Annotated in this window: 19 protein-coding genes, 1 tRNA gene, 1 other RNA gene and 1 other annotated feature; of the genes, 16 read left to right on the forward strand and 5 right to left on the reverse strand. The window is 33.4% G+C overall.

Going from position 1 to position 20985, the window contains the following annotated elements; genetic code table 11:
• Nucleotide 1: 1 nt before the first annotated feature.
• The 4 genes from TTHE_RS06120 to bcp all read left to right on the forward strand — a co-directional run bounded on the left by TTHE_RS06120 (nt 2) and on the right by bcp (nt 3215).
• A complete protein-coding gene (locus tag TTHE_RS06120) occupies nt 2-613 on the forward strand; it encodes a phosphoribosylanthranilate isomerase (protein ID WP_013297715.1) in 612 nt (203 codons plus the stop codon).
• Nucleotides 610-1785, forward strand: coding sequence for a tryptophan synthase subunit beta (gene trpB, locus TTHE_RS06125; protein ID WP_013297716.1), 1176 nt, complete (start codon nt 610-612; stop codon nt 1783-1785). Before TTHE_RS06120 ends, trpB begins: the two co-directional genes overlap by 4 nt.
• 35 nt (nt 1786-1820) lie before the next feature.
• The gene (gene trpA, locus TTHE_RS06130) at nt 1821-2609 is read left to right on the forward strand and encodes a tryptophan synthase subunit alpha (RefSeq protein WP_041587562.1); all 789 of its coding nucleotides are present in this window, start codon (nt 1821-1823) and stop codon (nt 2607-2609) included.
• A gap of 141 nt (nt 2610-2750) precedes the next feature.
• The gene (gene bcp, locus TTHE_RS06135; RefSeq protein WP_013297718.1) at nt 2751-3215 is read left to right on the forward strand and encodes a thioredoxin-dependent thiol peroxidase; all 465 of its coding nucleotides are present in this window, start codon (nt 2751-2753) and stop codon (nt 3213-3215) included.
• A 19-nt stretch (nt 3216-3234) separates the two neighbouring features.
• Here the strand turns inward: bcp and TTHE_RS14370 are convergent, their stop codons facing one another.
• Nucleotides 3235-3372 (reverse strand): hypothetical protein, encoded by a 138-nt coding sequence (locus tag TTHE_RS14370; protein WP_164906145.1) that lies wholly within the window; start codon nt 3370-3372, stop codon nt 3235-3237.
• A gap of 211 nt (nt 3373-3583) precedes the next feature.
• On the opposite strand from TTHE_RS14370, the gene TTHE_RS06140 reads away from it, so the two are divergent.
• Both TTHE_RS06140 and TTHE_RS06145 read left to right on the forward strand, forming a co-directional pair.
• Nucleotides 3584-3823, forward strand: a complete 240-nt coding sequence (locus TTHE_RS06140) for a DUF5665 domain-containing protein (protein ID WP_311062396.1) — start codon at nt 3584-3586, stop codon at nt 3821-3823.
• A gap of 19 nt (nt 3824-3842) precedes the next feature.
• Nucleotides 3843-4466: a TraR/DksA C4-type zinc finger protein gene (locus TTHE_RS06145; protein WP_013297720.1), complete on the forward strand. Its 624-nt coding sequence runs from the start codon at nt 3843-3845 to the stop codon at nt 4464-4466.
• A 996-nt stretch (nt 4467-5462) separates the two neighbouring features.
• On the opposite strand, the gene TTHE_RS06150 is transcribed toward TTHE_RS06145, so the two are convergent.
• Nucleotides 5463-7136 carry an HD-GYP domain-containing protein gene (locus TTHE_RS06150; protein WP_013297721.1) on the reverse strand — a complete coding sequence of 558 codons (1674 nt, stop codon included), beginning with the start codon at nt 7134-7136 and terminating at the stop codon, nt 5463-5465.
• A 913-nt stretch (nt 7137-8049) separates the two neighbouring features.
• Nucleotides 8050-9492 (reverse strand): transposase, encoded by a 1443-nt coding sequence (locus TTHE_RS06155; RefSeq protein ID WP_013297336.1) that lies wholly within the window; start codon nt 9490-9492, stop codon nt 8050-8052.
• Nucleotides 9493-9658: 166 nt separating this feature from the next.
• Here TTHE_RS06155 and TTHE_RS06160 point away from each other — a divergent pair, with 166 nt between their 5' ends.
• A complete protein-coding gene (locus TTHE_RS06160; RefSeq protein ID WP_013297723.1) occupies nt 9659-9847 on the forward strand; it encodes a hypothetical protein in 189 nt (62 codons plus the stop codon).
• 650 nt (nt 9848-10497) lie between these two features.
• Here TTHE_RS06160 and TTHE_RS06165 read toward each other — a convergent pair.
• Together TTHE_RS06165 and TTHE_RS06170 are read right to left on the reverse strand one after the other, a co-directional pair.
• Complete coding sequence (locus TTHE_RS06165; protein WP_013297724.1) at nt 10498-10914, reverse strand: YmaF family protein; 417 nt, start codon at nt 10912-10914, stop codon at nt 10498-10500.
• A 474-nt stretch (nt 10915-11388) separates the two neighbouring features.
• Nucleotides 11389-11464: transfer RNA gene (locus tag TTHE_RS06170), tRNA-Trp, on the reverse strand.
• A 210-nt stretch (nt 11465-11674) separates the two neighbouring features.
• On the opposite strand from TTHE_RS06170, the gene tkt reads away from it, so the two are divergent.
• The 9 genes from tkt to TTHE_RS06210 all read left to right on the forward strand — a co-directional run bounded on the left by tkt (nt 11675) and on the right by TTHE_RS06210 (nt 20943).
• Nucleotides 11675-13666, forward strand: a complete 1992-nt coding sequence (gene tkt / locus TTHE_RS06175; protein ID WP_013297725.1) for a transketolase — start codon at nt 11675-11677, stop codon at nt 13664-13666.
• 117 nt (nt 13667-13783) lie between these two features.
• The gene (locus TTHE_RS06180; RefSeq protein WP_013297726.1) at nt 13784-14686 is read left to right on the forward strand and encodes a TTE1925 family mutarotase; all 903 of its coding nucleotides are present in this window, start codon (nt 13784-13786) and stop codon (nt 14684-14686) included.
• An 81-nt stretch (nt 14687-14767) separates the two neighbouring features.
• Entirely contained in the window at nt 14768-15202 is a 435-nt protein-coding gene (gene lspA, locus TTHE_RS06185) for a signal peptidase II (RefSeq protein WP_013297727.1), read from the forward strand.
• A gap of 40 nt (nt 15203-15242) precedes the next feature.
• Nucleotides 15243-16163, forward strand: coding sequence for an RluA family pseudouridine synthase (locus TTHE_RS06190; protein WP_013297728.1), 921 nt, complete (start codon nt 15243-15245; stop codon nt 16161-16163).
• 98 nt (nt 16164-16261) lie between these two features.
• Nucleotides 16262-16461: a binding site (T-box leader), on the forward strand.
• 82 nt (nt 16462-16543) lie between these two features.
• The gene (gene hisS / locus TTHE_RS06195) at nt 16544-17797 is read left to right on the forward strand and encodes a histidine--tRNA ligase (protein ID WP_013297729.1); all 1254 of its coding nucleotides are present in this window, start codon (nt 16544-16546) and stop codon (nt 17795-17797) included.
• A 16-nt stretch (nt 17798-17813) separates the two neighbouring features.
• Nucleotides 17814-19595: an aspartate--tRNA ligase gene (aspS, locus tag TTHE_RS06200; RefSeq protein WP_013297730.1), complete on the forward strand. Its 1782-nt coding sequence runs from the start codon at nt 17814-17816 to the stop codon at nt 19593-19595.
• A gap of 46 nt (nt 19596-19641) precedes the next feature.
• Nucleotides 19642-19823, forward strand: a non-coding RNA gene (gene ssrS, locus TTHE_RS13960) — 6S RNA.
• Between the two features lie 22 nt (nt 19824-19845).
• Nucleotides 19846-20598: a tRNA threonylcarbamoyladenosine dehydratase gene (locus tag TTHE_RS06205; protein ID WP_434641223.1), complete on the forward strand. Its 753-nt coding sequence runs from the start codon at nt 19846-19848 to the stop codon at nt 20596-20598.
• Nucleotides 20599-20670: 72 nt separating this feature from the next.
• Nucleotides 20671-20943: a metal-sensitive transcriptional regulator gene (locus TTHE_RS06210; RefSeq protein ID WP_013297732.1), complete on the forward strand. Its 273-nt coding sequence runs from the start codon at nt 20671-20673 to the stop codon at nt 20941-20943.
• The last annotated feature ends 42 nt before the right edge of the window (nt 20944-20985 follow it).

Below are 20985 nucleotides of genomic sequence, written 5' to 3' on the forward strand. Positions count from 1 at the left end.
AATGGCATTGATAAAGATATGCGGAATAAGGCGCACGGAAGATGTAGAATACCTGAATATACTAAAACCTGATTATGCGGGATTTGTCTTTGCCGACAGTAAACGTAAAGTAGATATAAATACGGCACATGATTTGATAGAAAATCTTGACAGAGACATAAAAAAGGTTGGAGTATTTGTCAATGAAGAAATTTCTGAAGTAAGATATATAGCAAATTTTCTCAAACTTGATGTTTTACAATTTCACGGCGATGAAACTCAAGAATATATAGATAATTTTAAGGACTATCTTGTATGGAAGGCTATTCGAATTAGTGAAAAGAAGGATATTTCGAAAATAGAAAGTTATCATGTTGATGGCATACTTTTAGACAGCAAAATAGAAGGTTTTTATGGAGGCTCAGGAAAGAGCTTTGACTGGAATTTAATAAAAGATGCAAATATGAATTGTACGTTTATATTAGCTGGTGGTATAGATACAAATAATGTTTTAATGGCTATAAATATGTTAAAACCGGATATTGTGGATGTATCCAGCGGTGTTGAAATAGATGGTTTTAAAAATTATGATTTGATAAAAGAGATTATTTATAAAGTGAGGAGTGTAATATGATAGGAAGATTTGGTAAATTTGGGGGACAGTATGTGCCAGAAACAATCATGAGTGCTTTAATTGAACTTGAAGACGAATTTTACAAAGCAATGAAAGATGAAAATTTTATTAACGAGTATAAATATTATTTAAAGGAATATTCCGGAAGGCCGACACCTCTATACTATGCAGAAAATTTGTCAAAAAGACTAGGCGGCGCAAAAATTTATTTAAAAAGAGAAGATTTAAATCACACAGGGGCTCACAAGATAAACAATGTACTGGGGCAGATTCTATTAGCTAAAAGAATGGGTAAAAAGAAAGTTATAGCTGAGACTGGAGCAGGACAGCACGGTGTGGCAACTGCAACAGGTGCTGCAATGTTTGATATGGAATGTGAAATCTTTATGGGTGAAGAAGATATAAAGAGGCAATCATTAAATGTTTTTAGAATGAAATTGCTTGGTGCAAAAGTCACGCCGGTCAAAACCGGAACTGGGACTTTGAAAGATGCCGTAAACGAGGCAATACGCAATTGGGTTACAAACATTGATGATACATTTTACGTAATGGGATCTGTCGTAGGACCGCATCCATATCCAACGATGGTTAGAGATTTTCAGAGAGTTATAGGCGATGAGGCAAGAGAACAAATCATTAGCAAAGAAAATAGGTTGCCTGATTATATTGTTGCATGTGTTGGTGGTGGCAGCAATTCTATGGGAATATTTTACCCTTTTATAAATGACTCATTAGTAAAACTTATAGGTGTCGAGGCAGCAGGTCTTGGGATAGATACTGATAAACATGCTGCCACTATGGCAAAAGGAAGCATTGGTGTACTTCACGGAATGATGACGTATCTGCTACAGGATGATGAGGGGCAGATAATGCCGGTTTATTCGATATCCGCAGGACTTGATTATCCTGGAGTTGGACCGGAGCACTCGTATTTAAAAGATAGCGGTAGAGCCCAATATGTTTATGCAACTGATGAAGAAGCATTATCAGCTTTTATGGATCTTTCACAAATAGAGGGAATTATACCGGCCCTTGAGAGTGCTCATGCTGTTGCTTATGCCATGAAACTAGCATCAAAATTAAGTAAAGATAATATTATTATTGTAAACTTGTCAGGAAGAGGCGACAAGGATGTAAATACAGTTGCCAATGTTTTGGGGGTGGAATTATGAGCGCATTAAATAATGAAATGAATACAGTTGCAAGTATGAATAGAATAGACAAGAAATTTTACGAGTTAAAGCAAAAAGGCCTTAAGGCTATGATTCCTTTTATTACTGCAGGTGATCCTAGTTTAGATGTAACCGTCGAATTAGTGTTTAAAATGGAAGAAGGAGGAGCTGATATCATTGAAATAGGGATTCCGTACTCTGATCCGCTGGCAGATGGACCAATAATACAAGCTTCATCTACAAGAGCATTAAAAAATGGTACAAAAATTAACAATATAATGAATGCTGTCAAAAAAATAAGACAAAAAAGTGAAATACCGCTTGTCTACCTTGTGTATTATAATTCAATCTTCAAATATGGCATTGAAAGATTTGTAAATGAAGCCAAAGAATCCGGAATAGACGGACTTATAATACCTGATTTGCCATTAGAAGAAAGAAAAGATATTAAAGAAATATCTGAAAAATATGGTATTTATCTAATACCATTAGTTGCACCAACTTCAAAAGAGAGGATTAAAAGTATTTGTGAAAGTGGAAAGGGTTTTGTGTATTGTGTCTCTACAAAAGGCGTTACAGGAATAAGAAATTCTATTGAAACAGATATTAAAGAATATATGAGAACTGTATCGGAATATACAAATATGCCTAAAGCCATAGGTTTTGGTATCTCTGGTCCTGATATGGCAAAAAGATTTGCACCGTACTGTGATGGAATAATAGTTGGTAGTGCAATTGTGAAAATGATAAACGATTCAAGAAGTAAAGAAGAAATATATGATAATGTGAAAAAATTTGTATTTTCCATTAAAGAAGCTATATGAAATGAGGCATTATGCCTCTTTCTTTTTTGACATGTTAAAAACTTTTTTGAGATGTTAAAAAAGCATTGATTAATATAATAAATGAGTTATAATAAAGATAAGAAATATTAAAAGAAAATAATTATCGAAGGAGGAAATTAAATGATAGAATTGGAAAAAGAGGCTCCTGACTTTACACTCAAATCAAGTGACGGCAATGATGTATCATTAAGTGATTTTAAAGGCAAAAAAGTAGTTTTATATTTTTATCCGAAAGACAACACACCTGGTTGTACAAAAGAAGCTTGTCAATTTAGAGATAATATAAATACAGTTAAAAATAAAGACGCAGTTATTTTAGGTGTAAGCTTGGATGATATAGAATCTCATAAAAAATTTATTGAGAAATTTAACTTGCCATTTATACTTTTAAGCGATTCTGATGCTAAAGTTTCAACAGAATATGGTGTTTATAAAGAGAAGAATATGTATGGAAAGAAAAAAATGGGAATAGAAAGATCCACGTTTATAATAGACCAAAAAGGAATTGTAAAAAAGATATTTCGAAAAGTAAAAGTAGATGGTCATGTAGATGAAATATTAGAAGTACTTGACAATATTGATTAAAGTGCGTTTAAAACGCACTTTAAAAATTTAACATTGGTAAGCTAAATGCTGCTATCAATGCCACTATCATAACGATAACGATTGTGAGTGCAATATATCTATGCCAAGTTCTATTATAAAAAGGATTAAAAAAGTCTTTATTTCTTTTCTTTTTCATATAATTCGCCTCATTTTTATAAATATTAAACTTCATAACTTATATAATTATATTGATTAATACATCTTTCTATTACTTAATTTAATCATATTCCATCAGAAAAAACAATAAATTATTAATAAACTTTGTATAAAAAAGACAAAATAGATTATAGGAGGAATTGGGCTTGGATAATAAATTATTGGTTGAGATAAAAAAACAAATTGACAAAATGTCAGAGATGATGGAAAAAATGAAGATAGCTGACTATGTTGAATTGATGCAGAGCCCTTATAGACTCCTATGGCTTAATTTTGTAGGCGGACTTGCGCGGGGCTTTGGTATGGCGATTGGCTTTACACTTCTCGGAGCTATAGTGATTTATATATTGCAGAGAGCTGTTTTATTAAATTTGCCTGTCATTGGGAACATTATTGCCCATATAATAAAAATTGTTCAGCAAAATTTGTGATAGAAGGGTATGTGATACAATGGATGATGAAAAATTAGAGCATTTCAGGAAAAAGCTTATTGAAGAAAAAAACAATATATTGCATACGTTAAATGAAATGGATGATAACGATGGTACGGGCAGGATGGCAGAAAGAGAATATTATCAAGAATTATCATTGGCAGACAATCATCCAGCAGACATTGGATCGGAAGTTTATGAAATAGAGAAGAACTATGCATTAAAAGACAATGAACAGCATGTGTTAAGGCAAATTGATGATGCACTTTTAAGAATGGTAAAAGGACAATACGGTATATGCAATCATTGCCATAAAGAAATAGAATTAGATAGACTGGAAGCATTACCATATACATCTTTATGTGCAAATTGTGCAAAAAACAATGATTTAAAATTAAGTGATCTTAGATTTTCAAGACCAAACGAAGAAAGAACAATAAAGTATCCTTTTGGATGGGGCTACATGGATTCAAAAGATGAAAATCAATTCGATGCGGAGGATTCATATCAAGCCGTGGCGAGATATAATAAAACTAAAGCAGGTCTTGATAATTATGATGACGACTATGATGATTATAATTCTGGATATGTTGAAGAAATAGAAAAAATAAGCAATGAAGATTATAAAAAGACTCTAGAATGAAATATATTATTGCAAAAACAAATAAACTTTTCATAGGTGATTGAGGAATCCCTAAAAAAGAAATTGGTAATTAAAGAATAAAAACATTAAACATTCAAAGATGAGTGTTTAATGTTTTTAATATATTATAAAGCCTGAAATCCTTGATTTTAAATATAAAAATTGCAGGGGAGACAAGAATCGAACTCGCAATCTACAGTTTCGGAGACCACTGGTTCAAATCCAGTCATTCAGAACTATTAAAGTCTAGTATCCATATGCATTTGTATATTCTTTATTTTATGATTCAGATTTGGAACATAATCAAATGTGCTATACTAAGATATTATCTTAAATCAACTATAAATAATTGCATCATAAGAAAGTTTTTATTATGGTTTTTAGTAAAAATAGTATAATAATATTTTGAAAATTAGATTTTATCTTTTTAGAAGTTTCATATTTTTCAAAGGAGATCCTAATTGTAGAGGAAAGTAAACTTAACGTGCAAATAACACCACAAACGGGCACATTAGCGATGCTAATAAATCTGCCTGTCACTTTTACGGATATTTCAAAGAGACGATGCAGCAGATGAATATAGAATCTGTTGTTGGTATCTTTTCCTGTAGATTGCCAAAGGGAAACATTGATGCATTTAATTATCTTTGATATTTACCGAACAATGGAAAGCAAAGAGACGATATATATGTTGTTGAGTCGTTCTCTTAAATTCGTTTTATCTATTAATTAACCAACAATTGCTAATCCAGAATGAGTAACTATCATTTCTTCTGACTGAGTTAAAATAAATTTCACTGGTTGTACCTCTAAGGTGAATTATATTTTTTGGTATTATATGATTCGCTTATATCTTTATATACTATATTTTGGCCATGTTTGATACATTAAAATTATTTTTCTTTTCACGGATTCAGCTTATGTCCTTTATAATAATAAAGTCGATTCTAAATACAGTATCTTGTGTTGGTTACCACAAGAGCCATAAGTGTTTTATCAGTGCAAGAATTTCAGCTGTTTGCGCAAATTGATCTGTTTTCTGAAAATCTGCCTGAATAATTTATCCCGCGTCATTTCTCCGATATTTATAAAAGTATATTTATAATATGTGGAAGCAGCAGACGCAGAGTAACTGTAGGTAATTCTGCCGTTTAGGGTTAATACTTCGCCATCTTCAAACAACAATTTCATCTCAACAAGACTCCCTGTATTGAAAGAGTAAGTATTGTCACATACAAATAGCAGATAATCAGCTGACAATCTTGCAACTCTGACTTCTATATCCTTTCCATCCAATGTGAGTACTTTTGCTTTTAGATCCCATAATATGGATACTGAATTCCTCCCCTCATGAGACCTTATTTTTGAAAGTAAATATGTATTTTCATCTATTGGAGTAGCTTCAACTTCATACTCATATACTGAATTTAGTTTTTCTACAATCAGGGAAGCTGAAAGTATGTCGCATAAGTCTTGCACATCTTCAATAGCATTTGTGCATTTAAAATAACTTTGCCCTTCTTTAGAGTAAAAATATCCGTCATAATTGAATATACCTTTATAAGTATTTAAAGAAAGATTAGCTGGTAATACTTCTTCATTATTTAAATTTAGTATATCAGCATAGAAAATAATTTTTTCGTTAATTACTTCGATGGCTGCATCCACAACTTGTGGATCAAAATCTTTTCCGCAACATCTTTTAAGTTCGTCAATTATTTTGTCAACAGAAATAGATTTTTTGTAGCTTCTTGGAGAATACAAAACATCTATTACATCTGCAACTTTAATAATTCTGCTTGAAAGAGGGATATCAGTGCCCTTCAACCCATTGGGGTACCCGCTTCCATCGTATTTTTCATGATGATCTCTTACCCATAAAGGGATATCAGGATATATATCACCAATCAATTCCTTTGTAATTAGGTAACCATAGTCTGCATGGCGCTTAACCTCTTCATATTCTTCTTCTGTTAAAGGACCTTCTTTGTTAATTATACTATTTTTTACCTTTATTTTACCGATATCGTGATATAAAGCTGCATAATAAAGTTTTTCTAGGTCATTTTCGGAAAAATTCAACTTTTTAGCTATTTCGATAGACCAGAATGCTACATTGACAGTATGCATCTTCATAGAAGGCTGGTTTGATTTTATATTATCTTCAAATACCATAAGAAATTTTAGAATTTTTTCGGTATCGGCTAACTGGTCATATTTTACCAATGCATAATAGTATATATCAAAGAGATTAAACTTGTTAAAAAATGAAGATAATAATTCTGTGATGTTTTTAGCTTTATAATTGAATCCGAAATATATACAGACAGTGATATCTTTGTGCTTTTCTATTTTTACAGGGATGCATACTTCCTCGACGATATCTTTTTCCATTGAAACGATAGTATCGTCGTCTTCAGCAATATGGTAAAGGGGCTTTAAGCTGTTGCATGCAAAATAAATAATATTATTATTATGATTATCACGCGAAACAGGTGAAGGATAACAACAAGAGGTATCATTAACAGCATCAATTTTTTTGATACAGTATATTTTGCTTTGATCAACGAGGAAAATACTTAAACAATTTATATCAAATTCTGTTTTAAAATTTGAAAGCATTTCAGTTAAATCCAGCGCTCCGTTGATATTATCAAAATATGTAAGCATTTTCTACCTCCTGCAGTATAGATTATAAAACTATAGTAGATAAAAGTTCATACTCTCATCAATAAAAAGTCATGTAACAATATATGAATTTTGTTACATCATAATTTAAATTATTCTTTTTAACATGTTTTTATGGATGATTTATTCGAATCTGTATTCTTCAGGCCTGACATTGTACGCAAATTGAATGAAGAAGGATATACCACCCAAAATTAGTGTATCGGGCTTTATGTGATATTTATAGGGTAAAAGTGCTCTCAAGGTATGTGATAAGCATACAAATCTAAGTAGAAGTTTGAAAATAGACATTTTTGGATAGATGAATATTATATAAACACTGCTGGAATCAGTAATGCAACAATAAAAAATAATAGAGTATTTTTTTATGCGCTGGACGGTAATACAGGTTTATGCATCTGATCAAACTACACTCATTATGGATGGTAATGATTTAAAGGGAATATTTAATGTCTAATATTATCACAAGATTTATTGACTTTACATATTATGTATAGGATCTTAAAGATCTGACTTTATATCTAACTCGAAAGGGGGAGCCAGAATGCCTAAGGATACAGGTAGATCACGCTTTGGCGGAAGCTGGATATGGATAATATTTATAATAATCATAATATTTTTATTCATGCCAGGATTTATAGTTGAAGAGCCCGAAGCCTGAAAACTAGATTGATTTAATATTTTAGGTGATTGTGAAACTATGAGACGAAAATTTACAGCTAGCAATCAATAGAGGAAGATATAGGAAAGATACAGTATACCAGAGAGTACATTTAATCAAGAAAGGTCTGAATTTTATTGATGAACATTGAAAACAGAAAAAAACAGGCATGACAAATAGACCCCAATGATTTATGCAAATGAGGTAGATGCTTAAGTTTAGCTGGCTGTTGAATTAAGCAGCTATAGACTTAACAGAACGAATTTTATCTATAGCTCCCATACGGTATGCTAGTAAAACAGTAATAAGATGCGCAGCACCAGCCATGAAGAAATCTGCCTTGATGGTTTTGCGGTCTCTAGCCTGGAGATTACCAAGCTGCAGGGGAAGTTTGAGCCTAGAGATAACCTGCTCAATGATATGTCGAAAATCAGCTATTTGATTCCATTGCTCTGTATCTCTAGGAATAGGGGTATGAACTCTATAATTATCTTTGGGATATGTATAAAACATTCTGCCACAATCGGAAGTTGTACATTTATCCTCGCAGGAACAAACATATTTGCCACCAGGTAACTTTTCAGTTTTAGGGCAAATAAACTTGTTCCTAAAGGAACGGTTTTTACCTTTACAAGAGCCATCCCATTTCATTGGAAGAGATGGGTCCTTTGGGCATGTAGGAATACCATCTTCATTAATTCCTGGCTTGCCGAAATTTTTTCTGGTATTTCTAGGATTAAGAGCAATGACAGGCAGAATGCCATGATTCTCAAAGAGATATTTATAGTTTGGGACATCATCGAAGCCAGAATCAGCAGTCATAGCATAAATATTAAAGTTACGATGACGCTCAAAAAAATTCTCCATAGCAGGTATAAGCAGTTTTCCATCCCATGTAAGTTTAACTTCTTCAGGGGATGCGGGCTCAGAGCTATCAGTATAATCATTAAAATCCGGCTGGTAATCGCAAAAGTCCATATGTCTTAAAATGCCGAGGGCATTAGACACAACTATAGTTTTGTGGGCATAACAGAAAGTACCATTGATATATTGCAATTTAATATTAGGGTCAACAGAAGCAGTTTTAGGCATTTGATTATAGGCCATTTTATAGATGTCTTCTTTTGACTTGTCCTTGTTAAAGTATTGAAGCTTTTTAACAAGAGCATTAAAGAATTTGGGGTTGTTTTCCTTAACATAGCATTCAATACCAGTAGTATCCATAATATAAACTTCAGCAGGATTGATGCCTAATTCTTTTTCAAGGGCTTGGCCAATTTCCTGACAAATAGGTTCAGTAATATCGACTAACTTATGAAAGAAGGCTTCAATGTCATCACAGTAATCCTGTTTGAACCTTGAGTAAAAAGAAGCATCAGGAACAGTATTAAGCCCACAAAAATCACGGAGTTCTTTTGAAAATGACAAAAAAGTAATAAGTAAATCAATAGTTGGTATAGAAAGTAACTTTTGCAACAGTAAGGTTGAAACAATTGAATCGAGAGAATTATCATGAGGGCGACCAGTAGCTTTATTATAGTGAAAATACCAATTTACAGGGATTAACTCACAAATATTAATATACTGGTCAAGAAGCTCAAGCAACTGAGGTTTTTGAACAACAACAAATTTATGAAAATCATCAATAAAATCAGAAAAATGAAGTTGCTTTATCATGCAGGATCTCCTTTCACTTTGGTTTGATTTTGAATATTTGGTATAATATATAATTCGGCAAAAGTGGAGGAAAATCCTGCTGATATATAAAATAAAACCCTTTAAAATCAATAATTTTGGGGTTTTACAAAAAGCTATGATTTAATATTTTAAAAGGAGGGTTATTATGGCTGGTACAAGTTCGGTATTTGGCCAAAGCAATTTGCTGTTCTTTTTCTTAATACTCGTTGTTTTGATGGGCGGCGGATGGTTTGGTGGAGGATCATGGTCAATGGAAACATTGCTGTTTTTCTTCGTATTACTCGTAATTGTTATGGACGGTGGAATGGGATTATTCTTAAATCAAGTCAAATAACAAAAATGGTCCTATCTTATGGTAGGACCATTTATTATTTACATACAAAAAGTTAAATCAATATCAATAATGCGGCAATGAGAATATAATGAACTAAAATTAAATAATTGGAGCTGATTTTATGACTATATCAGGGAACACGCTATTTTTTTTGTCATTTTAACGGTAAATGATTGTCAAATTTGACTTTTGAGGATTTACTATTCTTTTTCGTTCTTCTAGTTGTTTTACAGCAAGATAAACCGCGTAAAAAAGCAAGACGTTTTTTGTGGTCATTAGCGACGATGAAATTTGAGTAACACAATTAAGCATATTACGTATAATGTATTAGGCCAATAAGGCCAAGAGTAAAAGGAGGATTTTTGAATGGGTACTGATTTAAAAGCTGAAGGTTTTGGAGGTTTTGGCGGATGGTGGATTTGGATCATCATCATAATAATAATTTTATTTTTCTTTTGCCGTAGACCTTGCGATCCTTAATGATTAACAGCAAAGTAGATGTGGTAGTCTATGATATTAAAGACTACCACTTTTTTTGATAGACATATATAATTATAATACATATTAGAATAATCGATAGTTTGAAATATAATTTTAGCCCGGCAATAGAACCGGGCTTTCAGTATGCTAATTTGGATTTGACATTGAAATTAATAATGTTTCTTTTGCTCAGAAATAGGATCCTCGATTAAGGTAGCAAAAATAAATTTATGGTAGTGTTCATCATCAACAGTAGTTTTCCCTTCCACAAAGTGTACGTGTCTTTTATCATCGACTTCAATAGCGGGGCCAGTTATAACGCCTATCTCATGATGATGATCCTCAAAGAAGTCAGTGCTGACTAATATTGCATGAACATGACTATCACCATATGGTATAACTTGGCTTGTAACACCTGCAAAGCGGTGATTGTGTTCTTCTTTTTTTTCTTTGTCTCTATATTTTTCTTTTTTGTCTTCTTCAGCTAATTTTGTGCTACCTAAAAATTCATGATTGTGAGTTTGACATTCCTCTTTTTTATTATTGTAGTCAAAATAACTTTTAATTTCCTCGATTGATAATTCCATATAAATAAACCTCCAATAAATAAATTTTTTGATCAATAATATTATATGTTTAAGTAGAGAATAAGTGCAAAAAATTAAATGATGGTATGATGAGTATAGTTACAAACTAATGCCCAGAAGGCTTTTTTATGTGGCAATAATGCGGTGATGTAATGTGCCGAGAAAATTATAATTTGTAATACATCTTTTACTTTAGGATCCATTTTCGCAGGTTCTTAAAAAGGCTCTTAAAGAGAAATTAGGAATTAGAGAATATAAACCATAAGAGCTTTAAAATGAGTGCATATTGTTTTATCATGGGAAAATTTTCACGGCGTAAATAAAAATCAAGTATTCTTTTGTAAGTACTTGATTTTTTAATTATTATAATCGATTTTTTGCTCAATTTTGTCCCTGAAGTGTTCCAAAATTTGTTCTAAAATATATTTTATTGAATTAATCCAGTTATAAAATTATTGATTTTAGGCATAAAAATGGCAGGGGAGACAAGAATCGAACTCGCAACCTACGGTTTTGGAGACCGCCGCTCTACCAATTGAGCTACTCCCCTGCGACGAAATTTATTATATCACAGTATTTTTTCTGAGTCAATAACCTATTTTGACTCATGTAGTTATTATGTCATAAAAGTTAATTCAAAAAGTGTGCAAAATATAAAAATAATTCACAACTTGCACGAATTTTAAGTTAAATTCTTTTATTACGATTTGTCCAATGATATAATATTAATGGTAATTAAAATGCAAAGGAGAGTTAAAGTATGAACACAATTGATGAATTAACAATTAATACTATACGTATACTTTCAATTGAACAAGTACAAAAAGCAAACTCCGGCCATCCAGGTATGCCTATGGGATCTGCACCAATGGCGTATACGTTGTGGGCAAAGTATCTAAAGCATAGCCCTAAAAATCCAAAATGGGCGGGAAGAGATAGATTTATATTGTCTGCTGGACATGGATCTGCACTTTTATATTCTCTATTGCATCTATTTGGGTATGGACTTACTATAGAAGACCTTAAAAATTTTAGGCAATGGCAAAGCATGACACCTGGGCACCCGGAATATGGACATACTCCAGGTGTTGAAATAACTACAGGGCCTTTGGGACAAGGTATTTCTAATGCTGTAGGTATGGCAATAGCTGAAACGTATATGGCAAACAAATTCAATCGTCCAGGCTATAGCATTGTAGATAATTATACATATGCCATTGTAGGTGATGGATGTCTTATGGAGGGCATCTCATCTGAAGCTTGCTCATTAGCCGGGACATTAAAGCTTGGCAAGTTAATTGCCTTATATGATTCTAATAATATATCTATTGAAGGTGGCACAGACATTGCATTTACAGAAAATGTTGGCAAAAGATTTGAAGCTTATGGCTGGCAGGTACTAAGAGTTGAAAACGGCAATAATGTGGATGAAATAGGAAAAGCTATAGAAGAAGCTAAGGCAGACAAAGAAAGACCATCTTTAATTATAGTAAAGACTACGATTGGCTATGGCTGTCCAGAAAAACAAGGGAAAGCTTCAGCACATGGAGAACCTCTTGGAGAGAAAAATATTGAAGAAACAAAGAAGTTTTTAGGATGGAACTATGATAAAGAGTTTTATGTTCCTGATGAAATTAGAAAATATATGGACGAGGTTATAAGTAAATTAAATGAAGAAGAAGACAAATGGAACGTGATGTTTGAAAATTACAGAAAAGAGTATCCAGAATTGGCTGATGAGTGGGATAGGTGGCATAGTGAGAAATTGCCTGTTGATTTGATAAATGACGAGGGACTCTGGAATTTCAAATTAAAGACTGCAACAAGGTCATCATCAGGAGAAATTTTAAACTATTTAGTAAAACTGGTTCCCAATCTAATAGGTGGTTCGGCAGATCTTGCGCCATCTACTAAAACATATACAAAAGATAGAGGTGACTATAGCAGCGAAAACAGAGGTGGTTCAAACTTCCATTTTGGAGTTAGGGAACATGCTATGGGAGCAATTGCAAATGGCATAGCTGCTTATGGTGGGTTAATACCTTATGTATCAACGTTCCTTGTTTTCAGCGATTATATGAAAGGTGCTGTAAGGCTATCAGCATTGATGAAGCTTCCTGTAATTTACGTATATACACACGACAGCATAGGAGTTGGGGAAGATGGTCCTACACATGAACCGATTGAGCATTTGCCAATGTTAAGAAGCATTCCGAATCTAACTGTAATAAGGCCTGCAGATTCCAAAGAAGTGTCTGCCGCATGGTGTTACGCTTTAAACAAAAAAGATGGTCCGACTGCATTAATACTTACAAGACAAAATTTACCCGTTTATGAAGAAACATCAAAAGAAGCATTAAAAGGTGGATATATTTTATGTGATGCTGAGGGAGGCAATCCAGACATAATTTTAATGGCTAGCGGTTCAGAGGTTAATTTGGTTTATGAAGCTTGCAAACAATTAAAAGAAAAAGGTATAAAAGCAAGAGTAGTTAGCATGCCCTCAATGGAAATATTTGATCAACAATCGGAAGAATACAAAAAGATGGTGCTTCCAGATAACGTAAGAGCCAGAATTGCAGTAGAAGCCGCAAGCACGATGAGCTGGTATAAATATGTAGGGCTTGATGGATGCGTAATCGGGCTGGATCACTTTGGAGCATCAGCACCTGGCGATGTACTTTTCAAAGAATTTGGGTTTACTGTTGAAAATGTTGTTAATAAGGCATTAGAATTATTGAAGAAAAAGTAGAATAAGAGTGCCGATAAGGCACTCTTATTTAGAAGGAATCTCTAAAATAATGTCGAATATGTATTAACTAAATGGATTTATAATAACGTTTTTAATATTAGGGAAGGGATGATATTAATGAGTGTGAGTTTAAAAAAGGTTTCATACTCAGGTTGGAATGACTGTATTGAAGTTTCTAATGGTTTAGTAGATTTTATTGCTACAACAGAGATAGGACCTAGAATAATAAGATTTGGCTTTGATGGGCAAGTCAATGAGTTCAGCATCAACGACGAAGATGCAGGCAAAAAAGGTGAAAATATTTGGAGAAATTATGGAGGACATAGGTTGTGGCACAGCCCTGAAGCTATGCCAAGGACTTATACACTTGATAATTTCCCAATTAGTTATGTGGAAGTAGAAAATGGTGTTAAACTTATTCAAGAACCTAAAGATTTTGCATATATACAAAAAGAGATAGAAATTACTTTAGATCCTAATAAACCTGTTGCAAAAGTGAAACACACATTGACAAATAAGGGCGCATGGGCAGTTGAGCTTTCACCTTGGGCTATATCAGTAATGGCAACAGGCGGTTTGCAGGTTGTAGAGCAGGCAAATAAAGATACAGGTCTTTTGCCGAATAGAGCTTTGGTATTGTGGCCATATTCAAAAATGAATGATCACAGAATACACTTTGGCGACAAATACATAATTTTTCAGCAGGATCCGAATAGAAAAGAGCCGTTTAAGTTTGGTATACAAAATGAGAAAGGATGGGCAGCATATTTCAATCATGACCATCTTTTTATAAAGAAATTCAAACATGATGAAAACGCAGTATATCCGGATTACAATGCTTCTTACGAAACATATACTACAGACTGGATGATGGAAATGGAGTCATTAGGTCCTATGGTTAAATTAAACCCAGGTGATTCTACAGTCCATACAGAAGAATGGTTATTATACGATAATGTAAAAAGACCTTCAATGGATGAAAACGAAATAGAAGAATTGATATCTAAGTATGTAAAATAATTTATTGATAAGATTATATATAAATTAGGGCTTAATTTTCAAAGCCCTAATTTAAAGCTTTATTATCTAGGAGGATAAAATTTGGAAATTATTATTGTCTTTATTGCGATTATAATTGATCAAATGTCAAAATATTTTGTTGTAAAGTATTTAAAACCTATTGGCAGTTTCCCTATAATAAATAATATATTTCATTTTACGTATGTTGAAAATAGAGGTGCTGCTTTTGGAATTTTACAAAATAGGACTTTGTTTTTTATTATAATAACTGTTATTGTAGGAACAATATTAATATATTCAATTGTAAAAATACCTGGAAGTACTTTTTACAAATTTACGCTTTCGATGATACTTGGCGGAGCTATAGGAAATCTGATTGATCGTGTTAGGCTTGGATATGTTGTTGATTTTATTGATTTTAAATTTTTCCCTGCGGTATTTAATTTAGCTGATTCTATGATAGTAGTTGGAGCATTTTTATTATGTTATATATTGATATTTAAAAAAGGAAATTAATAATTTTTTTAAATGGATGTGACTGAAAGGAACTTTGTGTATGAATATCGCTGATAGAATAAATATAATTGCAGAAAAAGATGATGTAGATAAGAGAATAGATTCTTTCTTGGCTTCTGAATTGGATTATACGAGATCATATTTAAAGAAGTTAATACTGGATGGGCTTGTAAAAGTCAATGGTTTGTTGATAAAACCAAATTATAAACTAAAAGAAGGAGATTCAGTTGATGTAAATATACCTGAAGCAGAAGAAATAGATTTGAGTCCTGAAAATATTCCTCTTGACATTATTTACGAGGATGATGATATTATTGTGATAAATAAGCCTCAGGGAATGGTTGTACATCCTGCTCCCGGCAATTACAGCGGCACACTTGTTAATGCGCTTCTTTACCATTGCAAAAACTTATCAGGCATCAATGGTGAGCTAAGACCGGGAATTGTCCACAGACTTGATAAAGATACTTCTGGTGTGATGGTTGTTGCTAAAAATGACAAGGCTCATTTAGATCTCTCAAATCAAATAAAAGAAAGGACTATTTTAAAGAAATACATTGCAATCGTTGAAGGTGTCATAAAGGATGATGAAGGAAGCATAGAGGCACCGATTGGGAGAGATCACGTTGAAAGAAAGAAAATGGCTGTGACAGAAGATGGCAGGTATGCACTTACGTTATATAAAGTTCTTGAGAGGTATAAAAATAATTCGCTTATTGAAGCGACAATAAAAACAGGCAGGACACATCAGATTAGAGTTCATATGTCTTATATTGGACACCCAATTGTAGGCGATGAAGTGTATGGCTACAAAAAACAAAGATTTAATCTTTTAGGACAAGCGCTTCATTCAAAGCTTTTAGGCTTAGTGCATCCGTCTAAAAAAATTTACATGGAATTTGAAGCTCCAATACCAGAGTATTTTGAGAGATTGATAAATATTTTAAAAAGTAAGCAATAGTTTATTTTGATAATGGAATCTCAACCAATTTATAATGTTGACATTATCTTGACACGTCAATATATTAAAGTTATAATATCAGATAAACAGCTTGATATGATGATGCGATGAGTAGGAGAGTAGTAAAAGCACATATATAAGGGAGAAGATACCGCGACTGAGAGTATCTTTATATCACTGCTTTTATGAAAGACACCTATTAGCATATTGGTCGATATGTAGGCCATATACGTAAACCTGCGTTAAGGGAAAGAGTTGTAATCAGGGTGGCACCACGGGAAGGTCTCTCGTCCCTGCAATTTATTTGCGGGATTGAGAGATTTTATTTTTCTATATTTAATTAGTCTATTCACGAAGGAATTTAATAAGGAGTTGATTTAATGCTTACAAAAGCACCAAGAGGAACAAAGGATGTATTGCCTTCAGAAGTCTATAAATGGCATTATGTAGAGAATATCATTAGAGAAATATGTGACAATTTTGGATTTAAAGAAATTAGAACGCCTGGATTTGAGCATACAGAATTGTTTTTAAGAGGCGTTGGTGAGTCGACTGACATTGTCAGAAAAGAGATGTACACTTTTAATGATAAGGGCGGAAGAAGTATAACTTTGAAGCCCGAAGGGACATCTCCTGCTGTTAGGGCATTTGTAGAGCACAATCTCTATGCAGAAGCGATGCCAGTAAAACTTTACTACATAACACCAGTCTATAGATATGAAAGACCTCAGTCAGGTAGGCTTAGAGAACACCATCAATTTGGGATTGAGATGTTTGGCGCACATGATGCATCTGCTGATGCTGAAGTAATCAGTGTTGCTATGACGCTTTTTAAAAGACTAGGGCTTAATAATTTAGAACTCAACATCAACAGCATTGGATGCCCTAATTGCAGAAGAGAATATAACAAAGCATTGAAAGAATTTTTAGGAGAGAATATCGAAAAGTTATGCGATGATTGCAAAGAAAGATATAAGATAAATCCGATGAGAGTTCTTGATTGTAAAGTTGAAAGTTGCAAAAGAATATTGAAAGATGCGCCTTTAATGCTTAACTATCTTTGTGATGATTGCAAAGAGCACTTTGAAAATCTTCAATCTTATTTAAAAGAGGCCGGGTTTAACTTTGTTATTAATCCTAAGATAGTTAGAGGTCTTGATTATTATACAAAGACAGCCTTTGAGATAATTTCAAATGATATAGGTGCACAAGGTACCGTTTGTGGTGGAGGAAGATATGATGGCCTAGTGGAAGAATGCGGTGGCCCATCTATACCAGGTGTAGGATTTGGCATGGGCATCGAAAGGTTATTGCTGACATTGGAAAATAGCGGTATTGAAATACCTTTGCCTAAGAGAACTGATCTTTTTATCTGTACAGTTGGCGATGATGCAAAGAAGTATGCTTTCTCTATGGCGCTTAGGCTTAGAAATTCAGGACTTTCAGTTGAAGTTGATAACATGGGTAGAAGTCTTAAAGCACAGATGAAATACGCTAACAAATTAAATGTTAGATACACAATAATTTTAGGTGAAGATGAACTTAAAAATAAGGTGGTAAGACTAAAAAATATGGACAATGGAGAAGAAATTGAAATTGACATAGACAATGTTTGTGATAAAATAATAGGATAAAATGGAGGTATATTTGATGGGAGAGCAATTATCTGGCATGAAAAGAACACACATGTGTGGTGAATTGACTTTAGAGGATGTAGGCAAGAGTGTTATAGTTATGGGATGGGTTCAAAGAAGAAGAGATTTAGGCGGATTGATATTTTTAGAATTGCGTGACAGAACAGGCCTAATACAAATAGTCTGCAGTGAACAGCTTTCAAAAGAAGCTTTTGATAAAGCTCAACATGTAAGAAATGAGTATGTCTTGGCTGCTGCTGGTGAAGTAGTAAGAAGATCTGATGAAAACATAAATCCAAATTTAGAGACTGGAAACATAGAAATTTACGTAAGCGAATTTAAAATTTTAAGTAAAGCTGAAACACCGCCATTTATGGTTGAAGATAGAAATAATGTGTCTGAGGCAATTAGATTGAAATACAGGTATCTGGATTTAAGAAGACCTTCAATGCAGAAAATTTTGATGACTAGATATAGGATTACGAGAATTGTGAGAGATTTCTTAGATAAAAATGGTTTTATCGATATAGAAACACCTCTGCTTATTAAAAGCACACCGGAAGGGGCAAGAGATTATCTAGTTCCCAGCAGAGTTCAACCTGGCAAGTTTTTTGCATTGCCACAGTCACCGCAAATATTTAAACAGCTTTTGATGATATCAGGTTTTGATAGATATTATCAAATTGCAAAATGCTTGAGAGATGAAGATTTAAGGGCAGACAGGCAACCAGAGTTTACTCAAATTGATATGGAGATGTCGTTTGTTGAAGAAGATGATGTTATTGCTCTTAATGAAAAGATGATAGCACGTATATTTAAAGAGATATTGGATATAGATTTGGAAGTGCCATTTAAGAGAATTTCATGGCAAGAAGCTATGAATAGATTTGGGTCTGATAAACCTGATATGAGGTTTGGCATGGAATTAAAAGATCTGTCTTCTATATTTGCTGATTCTGATTTTAAAGTGTTTAAAGATGCCGTACAAAATGGCGGGTCAGTAAGAGGGATAAATGTAAAAGGTGCAGCATCTATGCCTAGAAGGCAATTAGATGAACTGGTAGAATATGTAAAAACATACAAAGCAAAAGGGCTTGTATGGATACAAATGCTAGATGACGGTCCTAGGTCACAGATATCTAAATTTTTAAAAGACGATGAAATGACACAAGTTGTAAATGTTATGGAAGCCGAAAAAGGCGATTTAATACTAATAGTTGCTGACAAAAACAATATGGTAGTTTATGATGCTTTAGGGCATTTAAGGCTGGAAATGGGAAAAAGATATAACCTCATTGACGAAAGCAAATATGAGTTTTTATGGGTTGTAGATTTCCCATTGTTGGAATACAGCGAAGAAGAAAAAAGATTTGTTGCTATGCATCATCCTTTTACTGCTCCAAAAGACGAGGATATAGAAATGCTTGACAAGGACCCGGGACGCGTAAGAGCAAAGGCATACGACATAGTTTTGAATGGATTAGAAATCGGTGGTGGTAGTATAAGAATACATGATACAGAATTACAAAAGAAGATGTTTAAGGTACTTGGTTTTACTGATGAGGATGCCGAAGCGAGATTTGGATTTTTATTAAATGCTTTTAAATATGGTGCTCCTCCACACGGTGGCATCGCATATGGCCTTGATAGATTGACTATGATTCTTACTGGAACAGACAATATTAGAGATGTAATCGCATTTCCGAAAACTCAGAATGCATGCGATCTGATGTCTGATTCACCATCAGAAGTATCTAAAGAGCAGTTAGATGAATTGCATATAAAGGTTAACCTATAAACGTTTAACCTTGAAAAATCCAATAGAATGTGCTAATATATTTATAGAAACCCTATGGTGTGCGTGAAATGCGGTTAATGTTTTGAGCCAACACACATAGAAAAGGGAGCCTGGGCTCTGGTAATGGAATATAAGCCATCTTTGAATGGACATATGAAGTTATCAGGAGGGCACCCACCTGCGAGAGCAGGTTCAAAACCACCGACTAAACGGCACTATGGGGATTTTTTTATTGGAGGAATTTACATTGCTGCACGCTTTTTCAAGAACGGAATTAATAATAGGCAAAGAAAATTTGGAAAAATTAAAAACAAGTACTGTTGCAGTCTTTGGTATGGGCGGTGTAGGTTCATATACAGCGGAAGCTTTAGCAAGAAGTGGTGTGGGCAAATTAATAATTGTAGACGATGATACAGTTTGCTTAACTAACATAAATAGACAAATACATGCAACAAGAAAAACGGTTGGCAAGCCAAAAGTTGAAGTGATGAAAGAAAGACTTTTAGAGATAAATCCTAATCTTAAAGTTACTGCTTATCAAACATTTTATAGCAGCGAAAATAGCAATATGTTATTATCTCCTGATTACGATTATGTTGTTGATGCGATTGACACAGTTTCGTCAAAAATAGACCTTGTTGTTAAATGCAATGAGATGGGCATACCGATTATAAGCTGCATGGGTGCAGCAAATAAACTAGATCCTACAAAATTCGAGGTTGCTGATTTATACGAGACTAGTATTTGTCCCCTTGCAAAAGTTATGAGATACGAACTTAGAAAACGCGGTATAAAATCATTAAAAGTCGTTTATTCTAAGGAAAAGCCCATTAAACCTCTTTTAGATGTTGTAACATGCAAACAACAATGTATATGTACAAACAAGGAGAGGACGTGTGTTAAGAGACGGCAAATACCGGGAAGTGTGTCTTTTGTGCCGCCTGTTGCTGGTTTTATATTAGCTGGGGAAGTTATAAAGGACTTAATAGGATATAAAAATTAAAAACTATGTTGACAAATTTTATTAGTAGACTTATACTAAATTTGTACCTGATAGGGGTATAGGAGGTAAATTATGAATTCTTACCATGATGACAAAGAGGATTTACTTAGAAGGCTTAAAAAAATTGAAGGCCAGATAAAGGGTATTCAAAAGATGATAGAAAAGGACACATATTGTGTTGATGTTCTTATACAAGTTGCTGCTGTAAGATCAGCAATAAATAGTGTAGGAAAGATATTGTTGAAAAGTCATACTTTGGGATGTGTGAAGGATGCTATTAATACAGAGAAGCAAGATGATATGATTGATGAGCTCGTGGACACATTTATGAAATTTATGAAATAATAAGGCGGAATTACTTTTTCTATACGTTCTATGGCTTATCTA

It is taken from the genome of Thermoanaerobacterium thermosaccharolyticum DSM 571 (assembly GCF_000145615.1).
Taxonomy (GTDB): domain Bacteria; phylum Bacillota; class Thermoanaerobacteria; order Thermoanaerobacterales; family Thermoanaerobacteraceae; genus Thermoanaerobacterium; species Thermoanaerobacterium thermosaccharolyticum.